This window comes from Halopelagius fulvigenes (assembly GCF_042662625.1).
Taxonomy (GTDB): Archaea; Halobacteriota; Halobacteria; order Halobacteriales; family Haloferacaceae; genus Halopelagius; species Halopelagius fulvigenes.
Genome location: NZ_JBHSXH010000015.1, coordinates 1,748,576 through 1,767,060, shown reverse-complemented (window position 1 = coordinate 1,767,060; position 18,485 = coordinate 1,748,576). Strand labels below are relative to the sequence as shown.

General features: G+C 67.4%; 19 protein-coding genes. 8 read left to right on the top strand and 11 right to left on the bottom strand.

Annotated features, from left to right (window positions below; all coding sequences use genetic code 11):
* Positions 1–35: 35 nt before the first annotated feature.
* The 3 genes from ACFQEV_RS19380 to ACFQEV_RS19370 all read right to left on the bottom strand — a co-directional run bounded on the left by ACFQEV_RS19380 (position 36) and on the right by ACFQEV_RS19370 (position 2,446).
* The gene (locus ACFQEV_RS19380; protein WP_379699624.1) at positions 36–959 is read right to left on the bottom strand and encodes an ABC transporter permease; all 924 of its coding nucleotides are present in this window, start codon (positions 957–959) and stop codon (positions 36–38) included.
* The gene (locus tag ACFQEV_RS19375; RefSeq protein ID WP_379699621.1) at positions 956–1,894 is read right to left on the bottom strand and encodes an ABC transporter ATP-binding protein; all 939 of its coding nucleotides are present in this window, start codon (positions 1,892–1,894) and stop codon (positions 956–958) included. The genes ACFQEV_RS19380 and ACFQEV_RS19375 overlap by 4 nt, the downstream gene beginning before the upstream one ends.
* Before the next feature lie 261 nt (positions 1,895–2,155).
* Positions 2,156–2,446, bottom strand: a complete 291-nt coding sequence (locus ACFQEV_RS19370) for a DUF7967 family protein (RefSeq protein ID WP_379699618.1) — start codon at positions 2,444–2,446, stop codon at positions 2,156–2,158.
* A 120-nt stretch (positions 2,447–2,566) separates the two neighbouring features.
* Between ACFQEV_RS19370 and ACFQEV_RS19365 the strand changes: the two genes are divergently transcribed.
* From ACFQEV_RS19365 to ACFQEV_RS19355, 3 genes are all read left to right on the top strand, one after another.
* Entirely contained in the window at positions 2,567–3,328 is a 762-nt protein-coding gene (locus tag ACFQEV_RS19365) for a DUF7344 domain-containing protein (RefSeq protein WP_379699615.1), read from the top strand.
* 77 nt (positions 3,329–3,405) lie between these two features.
* Positions 3,406–5,139, top strand: a complete 1,734-nt coding sequence (locus ACFQEV_RS19360; RefSeq protein WP_379699612.1) for an excinuclease ABC subunit C — start codon at positions 3,406–3,408, stop codon at positions 5,137–5,139.
* A gap of 86 nt (positions 5,140–5,225) precedes the next feature.
* Complete coding sequence (locus ACFQEV_RS19355) at positions 5,226–5,627, top strand: CBS domain-containing protein (RefSeq protein WP_379699609.1); 402 nt, start codon at positions 5,226–5,228, stop codon at positions 5,625–5,627.
* Here ACFQEV_RS19355 and ACFQEV_RS19350 read toward each other — a convergent pair.
* Both ACFQEV_RS19350 and mdh read right to left on the bottom strand, forming a co-directional pair.
* Positions 5,624–5,992 (bottom strand): hypothetical protein, encoded by a 369-nt coding sequence (locus tag ACFQEV_RS19350; protein ID WP_379699607.1) that lies wholly within the window; start codon positions 5,990–5,992, stop codon positions 5,624–5,626. The genes ACFQEV_RS19355 and ACFQEV_RS19350 overlap by 4 nt on opposite strands.
* A gap of 407 nt (positions 5,993–6,399) precedes the next feature.
* Entirely contained in the window at positions 6,400–7,314 is a 915-nt protein-coding gene (gene mdh / locus ACFQEV_RS19345) for a malate dehydrogenase (RefSeq protein WP_379699604.1), read from the bottom strand.
* Positions 7,315–7,502: 188 nt separating this feature from the next.
* On the opposite strand from mdh, the gene ACFQEV_RS19340 reads away from it, so the two are divergent.
* Positions 7,503–8,201, top strand: a complete 699-nt coding sequence (locus ACFQEV_RS19340) for an Sjogren's syndrome/scleroderma autoantigen 1 family protein (protein ID WP_379699601.1) — start codon at positions 7,503–7,505, stop codon at positions 8,199–8,201.
* Between the two features lie 171 nt (positions 8,202–8,372).
* Here the strand turns inward: ACFQEV_RS19340 and ACFQEV_RS19335 are convergent, their stop codons facing one another.
* The 4 genes from ACFQEV_RS19335 to ACFQEV_RS19320 all read right to left on the bottom strand — a co-directional run bounded on the left by ACFQEV_RS19335 (position 8,373) and on the right by ACFQEV_RS19320 (position 11,849).
* The gene (locus tag ACFQEV_RS19335; RefSeq protein ID WP_379699598.1) at positions 8,373–8,651 is read right to left on the bottom strand and encodes a hypothetical protein; all 279 of its coding nucleotides are present in this window, start codon (positions 8,649–8,651) and stop codon (positions 8,373–8,375) included.
* Positions 8,652–8,805: 154 nt separating this feature from the next.
* Positions 8,806–11,292, bottom strand: a complete 2,487-nt coding sequence (locus ACFQEV_RS19330; protein ID WP_379699595.1) for a DEAD/DEAH box helicase — start codon at positions 11,290–11,292, stop codon at positions 8,806–8,808.
* Between the two features lie 73 nt (positions 11,293–11,365).
* Positions 11,366–11,515: a hypothetical protein gene (locus ACFQEV_RS19325; RefSeq protein ID WP_379699593.1), complete on the bottom strand. Its 150-nt coding sequence runs from the start codon at positions 11,513–11,515 to the stop codon at positions 11,366–11,368.
* A gap of 91 nt (positions 11,516–11,606) precedes the next feature.
* A complete protein-coding gene (locus tag ACFQEV_RS19320; RefSeq protein ID WP_379699590.1) occupies positions 11,607–11,849 on the bottom strand; it encodes a ferredoxin in 243 nt (80 codons plus the stop codon).
* Positions 11,850–11,940: 91 nt separating this feature from the next.
* Here ACFQEV_RS19320 and ACFQEV_RS19315 point away from each other — a divergent pair, with 91 nt between their 5' ends.
* The 3 genes from ACFQEV_RS19315 to cgi121 all read left to right on the top strand — a co-directional run bounded on the left by ACFQEV_RS19315 (position 11,941) and on the right by cgi121 (position 16,259).
* Complete coding sequence (locus tag ACFQEV_RS19315; protein WP_379699587.1) at positions 11,941–13,191, top strand: hypothetical protein; 1,251 nt, start codon at positions 11,941–11,943, stop codon at positions 13,189–13,191.
* 72 nt (positions 13,192–13,263) lie between these two features.
* Complete coding sequence (locus tag ACFQEV_RS19310; RefSeq protein ID WP_379699585.1) at positions 13,264–15,762, top strand: ATP-dependent DNA helicase; 2,499 nt, start codon at positions 13,264–13,266, stop codon at positions 15,760–15,762.
* Positions 15,759–16,259, top strand: coding sequence for a KEOPS complex subunit Cgi121 (gene cgi121 / locus ACFQEV_RS19305; protein WP_379699583.1), 501 nt, complete (start codon positions 15,759–15,761; stop codon positions 16,257–16,259). The genes ACFQEV_RS19310 and cgi121 overlap by 4 nt, the downstream gene beginning before the upstream one ends.
* A 212-nt stretch (positions 16,260–16,471) precedes the next feature.
* Here cgi121 and ACFQEV_RS19300 read toward each other — a convergent pair whose 3' ends face one another.
* Complete coding sequence (locus ACFQEV_RS19300) at positions 16,472–16,921, bottom strand: FxLYD domain-containing protein (RefSeq protein ID WP_379699581.1); 450 nt, start codon at positions 16,919–16,921, stop codon at positions 16,472–16,474.
* Between the two features lie 270 nt (positions 16,922–17,191).
* Here ACFQEV_RS19300 and ACFQEV_RS19295 point away from each other — a divergent pair, with 270 nt between their 5' ends.
* Entirely contained in the window at positions 17,192–18,229 is a 1,038-nt protein-coding gene (locus ACFQEV_RS19295) for a DUF7972 family membrane protein (RefSeq protein WP_379699579.1), read from the top strand.
* A 24-nt stretch (positions 18,230–18,253) separates the two neighbouring features.
* Here ACFQEV_RS19295 and ACFQEV_RS19290 read toward each other — a convergent pair whose 3' ends face one another.
* Complete coding sequence (locus tag ACFQEV_RS19290) at positions 18,254–18,442, bottom strand: hypothetical protein (RefSeq protein ID WP_379699576.1); 189 nt, start codon at positions 18,440–18,442, stop codon at positions 18,254–18,256.
* Positions 18,443–18,485: the final 43 nt, after the last annotated feature.

Genomic DNA, 18,485 nt, shown 5'->3' with positions numbered 1-18,485 from the left:
GCCGTCGCCGAGGACCCCCTCGAAAAAGGTGGGTGTTAGAGATCCTGCTTCTCGAAGACGAGGTAGCCGAGAGCGACCGGAGCGACCACCCATGCCAACAGGACGAGCATGAGGAACCAGCCGGAGAAGTAGAACGGTATGCTCTCTTTGAACAGGGGACCGAGGGTCATCTGCTCGCCGAAGGCGGCGCTGACGAGGCGGGCCTGCGCCGCGCCGTAGTACACCTGCGCGGCGAGCGTCTCGTACGTCTTCAGCGGGTTGACGTACTTCAGGAACAGGCCGATTTTGACCCGCGTGATGTTTTCGAGCGGCGAGACGAAGGGAGCCTGCTTGGCGGCGTAGTTGATGAGTTTCGGAATCCCCTCGGCGATGGACGACCAGAGGATGCCGAAGATGAGGTAGAGTCCGAGGGTCGCCAGCGTCGCCTCGCGGTTGGAGTCGGCGGCGGCGGAGATGCCGAGGCCGATGGAGACGAAGGCGACGCCGAGGATGACCGTCAGGGCGACGTGCGGGATGAACGCGCCGTAATCGACGGCGGTTCCGGTCGCGAGGAAGCCGACGAACGCCGCGACGAACCCCGCGAGGAGGGCGACGGCGACGACGGCGCTCCGACCGAGGAGTTTACCGACGACCACGTCGAGCCGGGAGTTCGGCAGCGACAGCATCAGCTTCAGCGACCCGGACTCGCGTTCGTCGATTATCGCGCCGTAGGAGGTGGACAGACCGACGAAGCCGAGGATGAGCGCCAACAGGCCGGGGAACGAGAGGCTGAAGACGCCGAGATTCGCGAAGAACCCGAACAGGTTCGACGCGTCGCGGGCGTTCGGCGGCAGGAGCACCCCGAAGAACAGGGCGGTGGCCCCGCCGACGAACAGGACGAAGAAGGCCGTCGCGCCGAACAGCCACCGCGAGCGGATGGCGTCGCGGAAGTCCTTCTCGGCGACCGCTCGCCACGTCATGCGCGGACCTCCGGTTCGTCCGCCGTCCCGTCTCCCCGTCCGGTGTAAGCCAAGAAGAGGTCTTCGAGCGACGCCTCGCGCGTCTCGAAGTCGGTCACCTCGACGCCCTGGGACTCCAGTTCGCCGATGACGGCCGTCTTCGCGTCGCCGTCGCAGGAGACGAGAAGCGTCTCGCCGTCGGTGGAGACGGAACTGACGCCGTCGAGTTCGGTGAGGGCGTCGGTGTCGGGGATGGCGTCGCCCGCCGTGGTGACGCGGAGCGTCGATTCCGTGCCGACGGCGTCGCGGAGGCCCTCGATGGTGTCTTCGGCGACGAGTTCGCCCTCGCGCATGATGCCGACGCGGTCGCAGACCGCCTCGACCTGTTCGAGGACGTGACTGGAGAAGAACACCGTCGTCCCGCGTTCAGCCTCCTGAAGCACGATTTCACGCATCTCCTTCGCTCCCGCGGGGTCGAGACCCGAGGAGGGTTCGTCCAAAATTAGGAGGTCGGGGTCGCCGACGAGGGCCATCCCGAGGGCGAGACGCTGGCGCATCCCCTTCGAGTAGCCCCCGGCTTTCCGGTCCGCGGCATCGGCGATGCCGACGCGTCGGAGGACGGCGTCGGGGTCGCCCTCGACGCCCTTCGAGTCCATTGCGAACTCGACGTGCGCGCGCCCGGTGAGGCGGTCGTACACGTCGAACCCTTCCGGGAGGACGCCGGTCCGCGCCCGGACGGCGACGCTCTCTCTGTGAGCGTCGTGTCCGAGGACGCGAACCGTGCCCTCCGTCGCGCGGACGAAATCCAAGAGGATGTTGATCGTGGTCGATTTCCCCGCTCCGTTCGGTCCGAGAAAGCCGAACACCTCCCCGTCGTCGACCGTAAGGGAGAGATCCGAGACGGCGGTGACGTCTTCGTACCGCTTCGTCACCCCGTCCAGTTCGATGGCGGCCATGCCCGTGGGTAGTCAGGTCATCCGATAAAGGGTTTGGTGCGAGAATCAGCGTTGAAACTGGGGCGTCCGCGTCCGGCGGTTTTCGTCAACGGGATGTCACGGTCCGTCGGTCCGCAGCGAACGCGGCGCACAGCCGGCATCCGCGAGTAGAGCGAGACGGCCTTGCCGTCTCGTCGGCCTTTTTTCCCTCCGGGTTTTTGCGGGGAGAGTTCCCCACAGCGCGCCCTCGGCGCGCGAGGACCCCCTCGAAAAAGGTGGGTGTTACACCTCGTCGTCGGGGTCGTGTTTCTCGCGCATCCGAGTCGCCTCCGCGGCGTACCGGTCGCGCGTCTCCGCGTCCGTCACCTCGTCTAAGTCCTCGGTGTCCACGTCCACCGCGGCGGTGGGGGTGATACCGCGTTGATGCATCACCGTCGCCGCGAGTTCCTTCCGGCGGGCGCGTTCGCCGTCGGGAGTCGCGTACACGAGGATGATGAGGCCGCGGTCGTCGTACGTGCGTTCGACGAGCCACGCGCGGACGGCGTCGTCGTCGGCGTCGTCGGCGTCGGTCATAGTCGGCGTTCGGCGAGGCGCGGTTTGTACCTACCGACCGCGGCCGATATGTATGGAAACACGACATAACTGCCGAATACGAATAAAAATTAAGCGATGAGAGAAATAGTCGGAGATAGAATGGTCCCCTCCCCTTGCAATACCTTCCACGAACTGCTCGCCGCCCGACGGCGACGCGACACCCTCGCCGCCGTAGTCGAGGCGAGTCGACCGCTGACGCGGCGAGAACTCGCCCGTCGCGTCGCCGCCCGCACCGAAGACGGACTCCGAGGGCCGGACGACCACCCGGATCGACGGATAAACGAGTTGGAGGTGGAACTGCGCCACCGCCACCTCCCGCCGTTGCTCGACGCGGAGGCGGTCACGAGAAGCGAGAGCAACCGGTTCGCCGCGACGAAACTGGGCCACGACCTCCACCGGGCCGAACGCGCGTTCCGGGCGGTGATCGGCGACACGGTCGAAGAAACCTCGGCACGCGGCCGGGCGTCGCCCGACGGCGTCGGCGAACGACGTTCGTCGGCGCGCCGGATGCGGTCCGGTGACGTCGCGGAGCGGAGCTCTACGGGCCGCGAGACGGAGTCTCGCGACGTTGACGAGCGAAGCTCGCCAGCCCATCGGACGCAGTCCGACGACGTTGACGAGACGCGAAGCGTTTCGTACGCCGATCGGAACGCGACGCGTTCCGGTGACGTTGCGAGAGCCTCGGCGAACAGAGGGGCACCGCACGACTACGCCGGAGAGAACGACGACCACCTCGTCCTGTCCGTCAGTTGGGACGCCGTCGAGGCCATCGACTACCTCGTCGCGTCGGACGACCGGTGGTCCACCCACCCGGGGTACGACGAGGCCATCCGGGCGGCCGTCCTCGAAGCGTCGAAGTGACGGGCGGAGGCGGCGGGCGGCGACCCCCGGAGCCGTCGCGTCAGCCTCAAAGCCCGTCGGAACGTACCCGGGGGTAGATGGACGAAAGCGGCGTTAGAGCGCGCGCCAAGGACCTTCCGACGGAGCCCGGCGTCTACCAGTTCTACCGAGACGACACCGTTCTCTACGTCGGAAAGGCCGTGAACATCCGCGACCGGGTGCGGTCGTACGCCGACCCGCGCGGGGCGCGCATCCGTCAGATGGTCGAACGCGCCGACCGAATCGACTTCGCCGTCACGGACACCGAGACGCAGGCGCTTCTCCTCGAAGCGAACCTCATCAAGCGCCACCAACCGCGGTACAACGTCCGCCTGAAGGACGACAAGTCGTACCCGTTGGTGCAGTTGACCGACCACCCCGTCCCGCGCATCGAGGTGACGCGCGACCCAGAAGAGGGCGCGACGGTGTTCGGCCCCTTCACCGACAAGGGACGGGTCGAGACGGTGGTGAAGGCCCTGCGGGAGACGTACGGCGTCCGCGGGTGTTCGGACCACAAGTACGCCAACCGCGCCCGCCCCTGCCTCGACTACGAGATGGGCCTCTGCACCGCCCCCTGCACGGGCGAGATTTCGGAGGCCGACTACCGCGAGGACGTGGAATCGGTCGTCCGGTTCTTCGAGGGCGAGACGGGCGTCCTCGCGGACCCCCTGCGCCGGGCGATGGAGTCCGCCGCGCAGGAGGAGAACTTCGAACGCGCGGCGAACCTCCGGGACAGGCTCGACGCGGTGGAGTCGTTCCACGGCGCGGGCGAGGAGGCGGTGGCCGCCCGGACGGACGAACGCGCCGTGGACGTCCTCGGCGTCGCCGTCGAGGGCGACTCGGCGACGGTGGCCCGCCTCCACAGCGAACGCGGGCAACTCGTCGATAGGTCGAGTCACCGCCTCGACGCGCCCGAGGGCGGCGACAGAAGCGCCGCCGTCCTCTCCGCGTTCCTCACGCAGTACTACGCCGAGCGAACGCTTCCGGACGCCGTGTTGCTCTCGGAACGCCCCGACGACGACGACGTGACGGCGTGGTTGAACGCCGAGGGCGTCGCCGTCCGCGTCCCCGGGGCCGGCCGCGAGGCCAAACTGGTCGAACTCGCCCTGAAGAACGCCAGACGCGGACCGGGCCGGAGCGACGAACTCGGCGCACTCGCGGACGCACTCGGCCTGCCGCCGGTATCGCGCATCGAGGGGTTCGACGTGAGTCACGCCCAAGGCACCGCCGTCGTCGGGAGTAACGTCTGCTTCATCGAGGGGTCCGCCGAGAAGTCCGACTACCGCCGGAAGAAACTCCCAGACCGGAACGACGACTACGCGAACATGCGCGAACTCGTGCGCTGGCGGGCCGAACGCGCCGTCGAGGGGCGCGACGACAGGCCCGACCCGGACCTCCTCCTCATCGACGGCGGCGACGGCCAACTCGACGCGGCGCTAGACGCCCTCGCGGAAGTCGGGTGGGACGTGCCCGCCGTCGCCCTCGCGAAGGAGGAGGAACTCGTCATCACCGATAAGAGGGTGTACGACTGGCCGAACGACGCGCCGCACCTGCACGTCCTCCAACGGGTGCGCGACGAGGCGCACCGCTTCGCCGTCCAGTACCACCAGACCATCCGCGACGAGGTGAAGACGGTGTTAGACGACGTGCCCGGCGTCGGCCCGAAGACGCGGCGGGCCCTCCTCCGGCGGTTCGGGAGCGTCGAGAACGTCCGCGAGGCGTCCGTGGGCGACCTGACGGACGTGCCGGGCGTCGGCGAGGGGACGGCCGAGACGCTGAAAGAACGCCTCTGACGGGGACGGCCGAGACGCCGAAAGTCCCGCCCCGCCCCGGTTTTCGAACGACAATCGTTATGTTCTGTCCGAGGGTAGCAAGTAGCATGGACGATATATTCGTCGCGCGACTCATGTCCTCGCCCGTGCACACCGTCTCTCCGGACACGTTGGTCGAGACGGCCGCCCAGACGATGCTCGAAGAGGGCGTCGGGTCAGTGGTCGTCACCGATGAGGAGGACGGACTGCTCGGGATTCTCACCTCCACGGACTTCGTGAGAATCGTCGCCGAACGCCACCCGAAGGACGAGACGCCAGTCTCGGAGTACATGAGCACGGACGTGGTGACGACGACGGCGCAGGAACCCATCACCGCCGCGGCGGACACGATGATAGAACGCGGCGTCCACCACGTGCCGGTCGTGGACGACGGCACCGTCATCGGGATGATAACGACGACGGACCTCACCGCGTACCTCTCGCACGTCGAGAAGCCGACTCCCTCCTAAGCCGACGTTCGCGCCCACTCCACCGCCGCCGACGGCGTCTCGGGCGTCTTTACCGTCACGTCCGTCTCCGCGAGGCGGCCCCGAAGCGCGGTCCGTTTCACCGGCGGCGCGACGACGGCGGCCCGGTCGAGTTCGTAGCCGTCGATCCTCGATAGAAGGTCGTCGAACCGTTCGAAGAACCACCTGCTGAGGCCGCCCTCCTCCGCGAAGACGAGGACGGTCGCCGTCACCTCCGACCGGGCGAGGACGGATTCGAACGTCTCGAAGAACTCCTGCAGGAGGAGTCCGCCGTTGACCGAGAACTCCGTGAGGTTGAAGACGGCGACGCCCGCGTCGATTTCGTACCGGTAGACGTCGGCTGACATTACCTGCTAGTGGGCCGGGACAGTCGTAATCCCTCGACCTAAATCAGTAGGTGACTGTCAGGAACGGGCGTTCGTGCCGCCTCCCGACCGAGGGGTCGCCGGTGAGGCGGAGCCGTGACGACGAAACGGCGTCTCCTCGCTCTGACCGCCATCGTACTGCTCTCGGTCAGCGGCGTCGGACTCTCCGACCCGCCCGGACTCTTCGGATTCGCCGCGACGGAGTGCGGCGGAGGCGGCGACTGCGCGAACTACATGGCCCCGATGTTCATCAGTCTCCTCTCGTCCGTCGTCAGCGGGTTACTCGCGCTTCTGGTCGTCTGGTCGTCGGCGCAGAGCGACGGCGAGGGACGCGGTAAGCGGCGGCGTATCCGCGGTCGAAAGAAGAGGAGGTTCGAGGCGACGACCGCTTACGCTATCTTCTCGTACTGGTCGCGGAGTTTCTCGGCGGCGTCGTCCATGAGACCCCGTTCGTACTCGTCGAGGTCCCACTCGACGACTTCCTCGACGCCGTCGGAGCCGAGTTTGACGGGGACGCCGAAGGCGGTGTCCTCGTAGCCGAACTCGCCGTCGAGTTTGATGGACCCGGGCAGGACCGCGCCGGTGTCGCGGAGGACGGCCTCGACCATGTGGGCGACGCCGGTGGCCGGCCCCCACTGGGTCGCGCCCTTGCGTTCGATGACGTCCATCGCGGACTCCTGCAGGTCGGAGAGAATCTCGTCTTTCTCGTCGTCGTCGAAGGAGAGGTCACGACCGTTCACGCGAACCTTCGAGAAGACGGGCACCTGCGCGTCGCCGTGTTCGCCGAGGATGGTCCCCTCGACGTTCTTCACGGGCGCGTCGAAACGCTGGCTGAGGACGTAGCGGAAGCGCGCGGAGTCGAGTCGGCCGCCGAAGCCGATGACCTTGTGTCGGTCCCGGTCGCCCGCCTCGTACAGGTGGCGGTTCAGCAGGTCCACCGGGTTCGAGGTGGTGATGGAGACGAAGTCGTCGTTGTGCTCCGCCAGCGAGGAGCCGATGTCCTCCATGATGGGGGCGTTGTCGCCCGCGAGGTCGATGCGGGTCTGCCCCGGCGACCGCGGGATGCCCGCGGTGATGACGACGACGTCCGACCCGGCGGTGTCCTCGTAGCCGCCCTGATACACCTCCGTGTTCGAGTCGTACGCGACGCCGTGGTTCGTGTCGGCCGCCTGACCGACCGTCTCGTCCTCCTTGTCCGGGATGTCGACGAACACGAGTTCGTCGGCGATGTCCCGAAGTGCGATGTTGTAGCCCGCGGCGGCGCCGACCGTCCCGGCAGCACCTACCACGCTAACTTTCGTCATACCACGTAAAACGAGGCACCGGATTCCGATTAAACGCTTCGGAACGCCCGTTTCTCGCCATTTCACGTCGAATCCCGGTTCGTCGTTCGTCGAACACCGTCGGGGGCGGCGCGGGGGGTCGCCGCCGGCGAACGGCGGGCGAGAGCGCTCCCGGTGGCTTTTTCGACGCACGTCGCTTCCGTTGGGGTATGAGCGACTTCGACAAGGAAGCGGAGCGACGGCGACTCCGCGAGAAGTACGAACAGGACGAGTCCCGCCGTCAGGAGACGGCGCGGATGAGCGAACTCCTGTTGAAGGGCGCGACGATGACGAACAAACACTGCGACGACTGCGGCGCGCCCGTCTTCCGCTATCAGGAACAGGAGTTCTGTCCGAACTGTCAGGGCGGCGGGTCGAAGGCGGCGGCGACGGCGGACGCGGCGAACGGCGACGCGGCCGAGAGCGCGAACTCGGACGCCGCGTCCGCCGCAGTCGCGGAAGGGCGAGGAGACGCCGCGGACGCCCCGGACGCCGCGGCGTCGAACGGCGTCGGGAGCGACCGCCGGACGGAGGCGGACGACGGGGCGACGCCGGCCGAGACCGGGGTCGAAACCGGCCAGGAGTCGGCCGCGTCGCCGGAAACCGACGACACGGTCACCTCGACGGCCAGCTCCGGGCACCCGCGCACGTCCACCCGGTCGTCTTCGTCACCGTCGCCTCCGTCCTCGTCGGTCGACACCGCTCCGAGCGGACGAGCCGGGACCGTCACGGAGGCGAGAGAAGCGCTCCTCCGGGCGGTGACGACGCACGCGACGCGCGGCGAGTCGGCGGACGACCCGCGCCGCGCGCGCGAACATCTCGCCGCCGCGCGGGAGGCCGCCGAAGCCCTCTCCGCACTCGACCGGTAACCGCCGAACGCTCTCGTCGCTCTCTTCTCTCGGTGTCGGATTCGTGCCGTCGCTCTCTCAGTCGAACGATCGAAATTAGAAAGGGGGAATGGGGCCGACGACCGCCCGCCGAGTGGGGGAGTGGCGGGGTCGGGGCCGACCGGGGGAGGGTCGGCGCCGGGTCGTCGGGTGTTACGCTGTCTGAATGCCCGCTATCGGGCCGACGCCGACGGTCGAGGAGTGGTCGTCCTCACCCTCGTCCGGATCGACGCTGAAATGCTCGAACAACGTGAACAGGTCACGCTCCAGAGGAGAATCGTCCTCCTCCACGTCGAGCATCTCGCGGTAGGGGTCTTGGGGGACGTCCGTCTCGTGCTGGGGGGCACCGTAGAGCACCCTGTTCGGGGGCTCCTCGGAGTCCGATCCATCACGGTTGACGGACTTTTCGTATTCCGCAGATGAGGTACTCATCTTCGAGTTACATGTCTTGCCGCTACCTATATATCCGTTTCTCCTAAATCAAAGAAATGCGGAATAAACGGCCCCAGTTCGGGGAACTGTTCATAAATACGGAGTCGGTAAATCGGACATTCGTTCAGAACCGGACGGGGGACGGAGGGGCCGACTACTCGTAATCCGACCCGACAACTTCGCGAATCCTGGAGGCCGTCACCTCGCCGACGCCCGGCACGTCGAGGAGGTCGTCCTCCCGCGCGGTCATGACCGCCTCGACGGTGCCGAACGCTTCGAGGAGGTTCTGCGCGGTGACGGGCCCGATGTCGGCGATGGCCGAGACGACGTACTCCTGCTGTTCGGTCAGCGTCTTCGCGCTCTTGCCGCCGTGGACGCTGACGGAGCGTTCGCGTTCGGTCTGTTCGCGCGAGGCGATGGTGTCGAGGAGTTCGGCGGTGTCGTCCTCGTCGCGCGTCTGGAGGATGCTCACGTCGAAATCGACCGCGAGAGACGCGAGCGCGCCGCGAATCGCGCCGGGGTGGATGTTGCGTTCCTCGTACAGTCCCTCGCCTTCGAGGACGAGGATGGGGCGAGCGTACGCCCGCGAGAGGTCGCCTATCTGCTCGAATATCGACCGCTCCTCGCCGACGAGGGTGTCGAGGAAGTCGGCGACGGACTTTCGCTCGACGGCGACGCGGTCCGAGAGGACGTAGTCGCCGACGGCCAGCGTCTCCAACCGCGTCTCGATGCCGTCGCGCGTCGAGAGGTCCTTTGCGATGGAGGAGTCGAGTTCTCGCTGGTCTACGACGATTTCGACCGTCTCGTCGTCGCGTCCGGCGGTGGCGACCACTCCGTCGTCTCCGGCATCCGTCTCCTCGCTCTCGCCGTCGGCGTCCTCGTCGGCGCGGGCTATCTCCTCGTCCGTCGCGCCGAAGTCGGTCAGTCCGACCTGACCGTCGTCGTTCTCGGCGGGTGCACCCTCCGTCGCCGCGCCGCCGTCGTTCGTCGCCGCGCCGTTCTCCGCCGGGGGTGCGGCGGCGTCCGTCGCGGATGTATCGCCCTCCGCGGCGGAGAACGCTTCGAGGCCGGTCTGCGCGTCGTCCAGTTCGTCTTCCACCTCCTCGGCGACGCCCTTCAACTCCCGCAACTCGGACTCCATCTCCTTCTCGCGGCGGCGGGATATCCAGAAGTACGCCTCGTCGCGGGTGTCCTCCGCAAGCAGGACGACGACGCGGCCCTTCGCCTGCCGGCCCGTCCGACCCTTCCGCTGGATGGAGCGAATCGCCGTCGGGACGGGTTCGAAGAAGAGCACCAGGTCGACTTCGGGCACGTCGAGGCCCTCCTCGGCGACGGAGGTGGAGACGAGCACCTCGAACTCGCCGTTCCTGAAGTCGTCGAGGGTCTCCTGTTGCTCCTTTTGGGTCATGCCCTCGGACCCGTCGGCGTCGCCCTGCCCGACGAACCGGTGGACGTCGAAGCTCTCGCCGAGGAACTCCGTCAACGCCTCGGCGGTGTCCCGCGACTCGGTGAAGACGATGACGCGTTCGCCGTCCTCGATGCCGAGCGTCTGCGCCAGTAGAATGCGCGTGCGGGAGAACTTCGGGTGGATGCCGTCGAACGACTCGGCCTTCCGCATCGCCTCTCGGACTTTGGGTTCGGCGACGAGTCGCTGACTCGCCTTCGACGCGCCCGAGGACCGCGCGGCGTTTCGCTGACGTTCGAAGTACCGGCGGACGGACTCGACGGACTGCGTCTCGACGAGTTCGACGGCGCGCCGGAGTTTCATCACCTCGGCGTGGGTGGACATCCCCTTGTACCCCTCCGACTTGTCGGCGTTCATCAACTTCTGGAGTTCGGCGCGCATCCCGTTCAACTGCTTCTGCGAGACGTCGGGTTGGGTGGTGCTGGCGACGCCGAGGGACTTCAACTTCTCCAGACGGTCTTTGATGACCTCGTTGAGGGCGTCCCGCATCTCCAGAATCTCGTCGGGCAGTTCGATTCGCTCCCACTCCACGTCGGTGTCGTGGGTGTACTCGTCGACGTCGGCGTCCTCCTCGGTCATCACCTCGACTTCGGTGATGCCGAGGTTCTCGCACACTTCGAGGATGGCCTCCTGGTCGCCGCCGGGGGACGCGCTCATCCCGGTGACGAGCGGTTTCTGCGCGTCGGCGTGGTAGCGTTCGGCGATGTAGACGTACGCGTAGTCGCCCGACGCGCGGTGGCACTCGTCGAAGGTGAGGTGCGTCACGTCGCGCAGGGAGACGCGGTTGCCGACGAGGTCGTTCTCCACGACCTGCGGCGTGGCGATGACTATCTGCGCGTCCTCCCACAGGGCCGCCCTGTCGTCCGGGCGGACGTCGCCGGTGAAGACGACGATCTCGTCGTCGGGTATCGAGAGCGCTTCGCGGTAGAAGTCCGCGTGCTGCTGCACCAACGGCTTCGTCGGCGCGAGAAACAGCGCTTTCCCGCCGACGTCGTGGAGTCTGTCGGCGGTGACGAGCAGACTCACCGTCGTCTTGCCGAGACCCGTCGGCAGACAGACGAGGGTGTGCGCGTCGCGCGCGGAACCCGCGAGCCGAATCTGGTAGAGTCGGCGTTCGATGAACTCGGGAGTCAGAAGGGGGTGGTCGACGTATGCGGGGTCGTCGGTGGCCGCCATCGTACACGCTTCGGCGTCGTCGCGAATAAGGGTTAGCGAACCGCGGCGTAACTGAAAGCCGGCGCGTCGGCTCTCAGTTCGGGTGTCCGCGCTCTCCGTCCCGGCGGACGTCGGCCGCCTCGCGCGTCGCGTCCTCGGACTCCTCCCCGAGCGAATCGGGGAGCGACGCTCCGACGAGGTCGGCCCACTCCGAGAGACGGGTGCGGTGGCTTCGGTGGCCCATGGTCCTCCTTAGACGGTGTAATCTCAGCGGACGTACATAACGATTTTGCCCGTCAGCGCCGGAGGCCCGGCCGCTTCCGCGGGTCGTCCGGTCAGACGACCTGTTCGCCGTCGTCGTCGTACAGTTCGATGGCGTCGACCGGGCAGACCCGGGCGGCGAACTCGGCTTCGAACTCTTCGTCCTCGGGTACTTCGAGGACGAACACGCCGTCTTCCGTCTCCTCCGCGCCGGCGAGGTCGGCCTTCCCCTCGTCTAAGTTCTTCTCGAACGCCTCCCACTCGTCGACGCACTGGAACATGCCGATGCAGGTGTCCCGGTCGTATTCGATTCGCATGCTCGCACTTGGTCGGTCCCTCACATATGCGTGACGACGAACGTCGGAGTCGGCCCCGCCACTTTACGACCGCGCGGCCGTCGTACGCGACGTGGACCGAACAGCCTCGGAGTCCGCCGCGGACGGAGCGGGAGAGTCGGTACCCCCGAAGGAGGGCGACGAGACGGTCAGCGTCGGGACGTTCGTATCGCACTCGCCGTCGGCGGACGTGGACGCGCTTCGGGCCTTCGGCGACCGGATGACCGCGGACGTCCGAGACGAACTCCGGCGGGCGACCGGCGTCGGATGGGAGTTCTACGAGGAGGACCCGAACCGCCTCAGCGACGGGGGCGCGCGCCGTCCGTCGGACTTCTTGGAGGAGGCGACGCTCCGGATGGTCGACGGCCCGTACGACGTGGTGGTCGTCGTGACCGACGCGCCCCTCGTCTCGACCCGAAAGCGCGTCGTGCCGGGGTTGGCGTCGCCGGTCGGACGCATCGTCGTCGTCTCGACGCGGCGACTCGTCACGTCGCCGCGGGAGCAACCGGTTCGCTCGCTCGACGCCGAGTCCGTGCGCTGGAACGCCGCGCACCTCCTCCTCCACCTTCTCGGACACGTACTCGACGCCGACCACGACGCCGGAGGAGAAGTGATGCGGCCGTTCAGGTTCGACCCCGAACGTCGAAGCGCCGGGGAGTTCGGGCCGGCGGCCGAGCGACGCCTCCGTCGAATCGCGCCCGACATCCCCGACGCAGAGGACGTCGATACCGTCCGGAATCCGCTCGGTCGGGTCGCGTTCCACGCACGGAGCGCAGCGTCGAACGCCGGCTACGTCGCCCGGTCGCTGGTCCGCAACCGCGCGCCACTGCTCCCCCTCTCGCTCCCGGGGTTGACCACCGCCGCCGTCGCGCCGACGCTGGTGCTGGTGTTCAGCGCGGAGACGTGGGACGTGGGCGTACACATGAGCGACCTGACGGCCGCGGCGTTCGCGGCGTTCAGCGTCGTCGCGGCGACGCTGTATCTGACGTTCGCGCAGAACCTGTTCTTCCCGCGCGACCCCCACAGGGTGGTGACCGAGCACATGGCGCTCTTGAACGTGGTCGTGTTGGCGACGGTGTTCGCCGCGGTTCTCGGCCTGTTCGCGCTGGTCGGACTGTTGATGCTCGGCATCGAACTGCTCGTCTTCCCGCAGGACCTCATCAGCACGTGGCCCTCCTTGGAGGACCCGGTGGTGACCCCGTGGGACCTCGTCCGGACGGCCGTGTTCGTCAGCACCATCGGCGTCGTCACCGGCGCGATCGCCGGCGGGTTGGAGAGTCGGACCGTCGTTCGCCACCTCGCGCTCTTCCTGAGTCGCCCCTGAGTCGCCCGCGGAGGGGGCGACGCGGGGCCGCGACCCGACAGTTTAAATCGGGTGACGCGCCAACCAAACACGATGAAAACAGCGGACCTCGCGGGACTCCCGCCGGGCGTCCCCGAGCATCTCCGCGACGAGGGTATCGAGGAGCTGTACCCGCCGCAGGCCGAGGCCGTCGAGGCCGGCGTGACGGCGGGCGAGAGCCTCGTCGCGAGCGTTCCGACGGCGAGCGGTAAGACGCTCGTCGCCGAGTTAGCGATGCTCTCGGCGGTCGAACGCGGCGGGAAGGCGCTCTACATCGTCCCCCTTCGCGCACTCGCCTCCGAGAAGAAGGCCGAGTTCGAACGCTGGGAGGAGTACGGCATCGACGTGGGCGTCTCGACGGGCAACTACGAGTCCAGCGGCGAGTGGTTGGCCTCGCGGGACATCATCGTCGCCACCAGCGAGAAGGTGGACTCGCTCGTCCGCAACAACGCGCCGTGGGTGGAGGATCTCTCCTGCGTCGTCGCCGACGAGGTGCACCTCGTGGACGACAGTCACCGCGGCCCGACGCTCGAAGTCACCCTCGGCAAACTGCGGAAGATAAACCCCGGGCTACAGGTCGTCGCCCTCTCGGCGACGGTGGGCAACCCCGAGGACATCGCCGAGTGGTTGGACGCGGAACTCGTCGAGTCCGACTGGCGACCCATCGACCTGAAGATGGGCGTCCACTACGGCAACGCCATCACCTTCGACGACGGGAGCCAACGGGAGGTCCGCGTCGGCAAGGGCGACAGGCAGACGCCCGCACTCGTCGCGGACATCTTAGACGACGACAGCGGCGGCGACGAGGACGACGGGGGCGGGTCGAGCCTCGTGTTCGTCAACTCCCGCCGCAACGCCGAGGCGTCCGCGAAGCGACTCGCCGACGTGACCGGAAAGCGCATCACGAGCGCCGAGCGCGGCGAGCTCGCGGAAATCGCCCAGGAGATTCGCGACGTGTCGGACACCGAGACGAGCGACACCCTCGCGAACTGCGTGGCGAAGGGCGCGGCGTTCCACCACGCCGGCCTCGCCGCCGAACACCGCAGCCTCGTCGAGGACGCGTTCCGCGACCGGTTGATAAAGGTCATCAGCGCGACGCCGACGCTCGCGGCGGGCGTCAACACGCCGAGTCGGCGCGTCATCGTCCGCGACTGGCAGCGGTACGACGGCGACTTCGGCGGCATGAAACCGCTCGACGTGCTGGAGGTCCACCAGATGATGGGCCGGGCCGGACGCCCGGGACTGGACCCCTACGGCGAGGCGGTCCTCTTGGCGAAGAACGCGGACACGCGCGACGAACTGTTCGAGCGGTACATCTGGGCGGACGCCGAACCCGTCCGGTCGAAACTCGCCGCCGAACCCGCGCTTCGGACGCACCTGCTGGCGACGGTGGCCTCCGGGTTCGCCCACACCCGCGAGGGACTGTTGGAGTTCCTCGACCGGACCCTGTACGCGACGCAGACAGACGAACCCGGACGCCTCGAACGGGTGACCGACAACGTCCTCGACTACCTCGAAGCGAACGGCTTCGTCGAACGCGACGGCGACGGCATCACCGCCACGAGCGTCGGCCACACCGTCTCGCGCCTCTACCTCGACCCGATGAGCGCCGCCGAGATTATCGACGGTCTGCGGTGGGCCAGCGACCACCGGGAGGAGAAACTGCGCGAACTCGAAGGCGAAGCGGGCGGTTCGACGCGCGAGAACCGCGCCGACGCAGAGGCGAACGCGGAGGCGGGGTTCCGGCGAGCGAGCGAGATGGTGCCCGACGCGGACGACGCCGAGGGCGACGAGAGCGAAGGCGAGTTCGAGACGGACCGCACGTATCCGACCGCGCTCGGACTGTTCCACCTCGTCTGCCGCACGCCGGACATGTACCAACTGTACCTGAAGTCCGGCGACAGGGAGGAGTACACCGAACGCTGCTACGAGCGCGAACCCGAGTTGCTCGGGAACACCCCCTCGGAGTACGAGGACGTGCGCTTCGAGGAGTGGCTCTCCGCGCTGAAGACGGCGCGTCTGCTCGAAGACTGGGCCAACGAGGTGGACGAGGACCGCATCACCGAGCGGTACGGCGTCGGACCGGGCGACATCCGCGGGAAAGTCGAAACGGCGGAGTGGTTGCTCGGCGCGGCCGAACAGTTGACGAGCGAGATCGACGCGTCGGCCACTATCGCCGTGCGCGAGGCGAAGATGCGCGTCCAGTACGGCGTCCGCGACGAACTCATCGACCTCGCGGGCATCCGCGGCGTCGGTCGGAAGCGCGCCCGCCGCCTGTTCGAGGCGGGCATCGAGACGCGCGCGGACCTCAGGGAAGCCGACAAGTCCGTCGTCCTCGCGGCCCTCCGGGGACGCCGGAAAACGGCCGAGAACGTCCTCGAAGCCGCCGGACGCAAGGACCCCTCGATGGACGACGTTCGGGAGGCCGACGCCGAGGACGTTCCGGACGCGACGTTCGAGACGGCGAAGAACCGCCGCGGAGACGGCGACGGCGGTGACGACGGAGACGCGGACGGCTCCCAAGAGCAGGCGAGCCTGGGTGATTTCGGATGAGACTCGTCGAAGGCGTCGCGTCCGTCGCCGACGTGGGCGAGTTCGTGGCGACGGTGGGCGAACTCGCCGAGGAGACGGAGACGACCGTACAGGCGTTCGACGCGCGGTACGTGGTGAGCGAAGCCCACCTCCGGCGCGCGGCGGAACTCGCGGACCGGGCGTTCGAACGGGGCGAGAACGTCGCGCGCGACAGGGCCGTCGAGATACTGCTGTACGCGGCCGGACGCAGACAGATAGACGACGCCCTCACGATAGGCGTCTCACCGGGCGAGACGCCCATCGTCGTCCTGGTGGAGGGGTCCGAAGCGGGCGAGGACGCCGCCGCGGACGCCGTCGCGGAGCGACTCAACTTTGAACCCGCGGAGACGCTCGGCGACTACGACGAGTCGCTCGTCCGCGACTTCTTCGACGTCGGCGACGCGGAGTTGGCCACCGTCGACGGCGATTTGGAGTCGCTCGTCCTCGAACGGGTCGCGCTCCTCGTCGTCGAGAAGTGAGGGACGGACTCGAACCCCTTCGTTTCGTGTCCAGAACTAGAACAGTTCGCGCGCCGCCTATCCCCATCGTTTCGACTGGAGACCGAGGCACCGCGTACGGACGAGCGTCGAGTCGAAATCGAGGACGCGCCGAGCGATATTCGGGAGTTCACAGTAACGACGACGAGAACTAAAGGATTCGGATTGCCGGCGGGCCGGGACGCCGCGACGACTCACTCGGGGATTCCGAAGACGCCGATGTCGTAGGTGGCGAGTTTGTCGAGCGAAGCGAGGACGAGTACCTCGAACTGCCACGTCGTCTCGGGCGGCAACTCCCCGACGCTGTCCACGAACAGACCGAGATAGGTGCCGTTGTCGTCGAAGACGCGGACCCGAACTTCGGCGAGCTTTATCTTCTGGTCGCTCGTGTTCGTGACGGTACCCCGGACGACGGGCCCTTTGTACCCGCCTTCGACGGCGAACTCGTGGCTGTCGAGTCGGAGCGAGTCGAGCGAACTGGCGGAGTTGGTGGCTTCGACTTCGGCCACCGCCGCGGCGGCGGACACCTCCGCCGGCGACCGAGAACTGTTGTTCGAGGCGTCTATCTCGGAGGGGTCTATCTCGCCGTCGACGTACGTGGAGGACGAACCGCCCGAACCGGCACAACCGCCGAGAGAGGCCATCGCCGCGCCCCCGAGGGACGCTAAGACACCGCGGCGAGTCAGTCGCCTCTCTACCGCCGAGTTCCTCGCGTCGCGGGGGTCACTTTCGGGTGTCATGGGAGGGTGAGAGCGCGATGGTGAGTCGGCGTCTGCTCACACCGATACTCCCTTGCGGCGGGTGTTTATCGTTGTGGCTCGAGTACGGATGCGAGGGCGACGGGCGGTTCCCCGATCCGGCGGGCGGTCCGCCGTCCACCACGCTTTCCGTCTCGGGTTCCGAATCACGGCCACATGAGCGACGACTCGGGGCCCGGAGATACGATGCGACAGCGCGTCGGGAGTCGGCTGGACCGGTTTCGGCTCTACGTACTGCTCGACATCGGTCGGCTGAAGTTAGCCGGCGCGCTGACAGTCGGGATGTTCCTCGTCTTCTTCGTTGCGGGCGCGCTCAGCTTTCCGCCGTTTCGGACGTACATGCAGAATATGGGGCCGTCGCGGTACCTGTTTCAGGCGTTCGTCGGCGCACTCATCACCGGCGTCACCCTCGTCGTCAGCATCAACCAGCTCGTCATCTCGCAGGAACTCGGGTCGCTCGGGAGCCAACGAGAGCGGATGAGCGGGTCGGTCGGCTTCCGCGGCGACGTCGAAGACGCCTTCGGGTCGGTCAGTCCGCCGGAACCGGAGGCGTTCCTGAAAGCGCTCATCGACAACACCCGTCAAGACGCCGAGAGGCTTCGAGAGGCCGTCTCCGACCACTCGAACGACGAGGTGGTGGAGAAGACGAGGCAGGTGACAGACGACATCATCGACAACGCCGAGGTGGTCTCCGAGGAGCTATCGGGGAAGTCTTTCGGGGACTACGCCGTCGTCAAGGCGGCCCTCGACTACAACTACTCGTACAAGGTGTACCAAGTGCGCCGCCTCAGGGTGAAGTTCGGCGACGACTTCACCGACGACCAGACGAAGGCGCTCCGGGACCTCTCCGACGTTCTCGCGTTCTACGGCCCCGCGCGCGAACACATCAAGACGCTGTACTTCCAGTGGGAGTTGGTCGACCTCTCTCGGGGGATGATCTACACATCGATTTCGGCGCTCGCGGTGACCGGGACGCTCGCGCTGTATCTCTCGCCGAACTCCGTTCCCGACTCGACGCTCGGCGTCGACAACCTCGTGTGGGTCGTGAGCGCCGGGGCCGCGATCGGCACGTTCCCGTTCATGCTCCTCTCTACCTACATCCTCCGTCTCGCGACGATAGCGAAACGAACCTTGGCCATCGGACCGTTCATCCTCCGGAGTTCCGAGCGGTCGAGCGACATCGAGTGGGACTGACCCCTCTCGCGTCCCCTGAACCGTTCACGACTCGACGGGGCGGCGGAACACGAAGAGTAGCGACGAACTGTCGACTCTGACCGCCTCGTCGAGGACCCACCCCTCGCCGGCGAGGCCGTTCAGAATCTCGTCTATCTTCGGCTGGTCGTTCCGGAGTTCCGTCGGGGTGATGGACACCGGCTCCGAGTGGTACTCGTACCGTGGATTCGCCATACGGACGCGACAGCCCGAACGCACAAAGAGCAATCGACGGTTC

Excerpts from the sequence above, each read along its gene's own strand:
- ACFQEV_RS19320 (WP_379699590.1), bottom strand. The coding sequence starts at position 11,849 with ATGCGAATCGAATACGACCGGGACACCTGCATCGGCATGTTCCAGTGC.
- ACFQEV_RS19300 (WP_379699581.1), bottom strand. The coding sequence starts at position 16,921 with ATGGCCTCTCTCGGCGGTTGTGCCGGTTCGGGCGGTTCGTCCTCCACG.
- ACFQEV_RS19295 (WP_379699579.1), top strand. The coding sequence starts at position 17,192 with ATGAGCGACGACTCGGGGCCCGGAGATACGATGCGACAGCGCGTCGGG.
- ACFQEV_RS19355 (WP_379699609.1), top strand. The coding sequence starts at position 5,226 with ATGGACGATATATTCGTCGCGCGACTCATGTCCTCGCCCGTGCACACC.
- ACFQEV_RS19325 (WP_379699593.1), bottom strand. The coding sequence starts at position 11,515 with ATGGGCCACCGAAGCCACCGCACCCGTCTCTCGGAGTGGGCCGACCTC.
- ACFQEV_RS19380 (WP_379699624.1), bottom strand. The coding sequence starts at position 959 with ATGACGTGGCGAGCGGTCGCCGAGAAGGACTTCCGCGACGCCATCCGC.
- ACFQEV_RS19335 (WP_379699598.1), bottom strand. The coding sequence starts at position 8,651 with ATGAGTACCTCATCTGCGGAATACGAAAAGTCCGTCAACCGTGATGGA.
- cgi121 (WP_379699583.1), top strand. The coding sequence starts at position 15,759 with ATGAGACTCGTCGAAGGCGTCGCGTCCGTCGCCGACGTGGGCGAGTTC.
- mdh (WP_379699604.1), bottom strand. The coding sequence starts at position 7,314 with ATGACGAAAGTTAGCGTGGTAGGTGCTGCCGGGACGGTCGGCGCCGCC.
- ACFQEV_RS19330 (WP_379699595.1), bottom strand. The coding sequence starts at position 11,292 with ATGGCGGCCACCGACGACCCCGCATACGTCGACCACCCCCTTCTGACT.
- ACFQEV_RS19290 (WP_379699576.1), bottom strand. The coding sequence starts at position 18,442 with ATGGCGAATCCACGGTACGAGTACCACTCGGAGCCGGTGTCCATCACC.
- ACFQEV_RS19370 (WP_379699618.1), bottom strand. The coding sequence starts at position 2,446 with ATGACCGACGCCGACGACGCCGACGACGACGCCGTCCGCGCGTGGCTC.
- ACFQEV_RS19350 (WP_379699607.1), bottom strand. The coding sequence starts at position 5,992 with ATGTCAGCCGACGTCTACCGGTACGAAATCGACGCGGGCGTCGCCGTC.
- ACFQEV_RS19375 (WP_379699621.1), bottom strand. The coding sequence starts at position 1,894 with ATGGCCGCCATCGAACTGGACGGGGTGACGAAGCGGTACGAAGACGTC.
- ACFQEV_RS19365 (WP_379699615.1), top strand. The coding sequence starts at position 2,567 with ATGGTCCCCTCCCCTTGCAATACCTTCCACGAACTGCTCGCCGCCCGA.
- ACFQEV_RS19310 (WP_379699585.1), top strand. The coding sequence starts at position 13,264 with ATGAAAACAGCGGACCTCGCGGGACTCCCGCCGGGCGTCCCCGAGCAT.
- ACFQEV_RS19360 (WP_379699612.1), top strand. The coding sequence starts at position 3,406 with ATGGACGAAAGCGGCGTTAGAGCGCGCGCCAAGGACCTTCCGACGGAG.
- ACFQEV_RS19340 (WP_379699601.1), top strand. The coding sequence starts at position 7,503 with ATGAGCGACTTCGACAAGGAAGCGGAGCGACGGCGACTCCGCGAGAAG.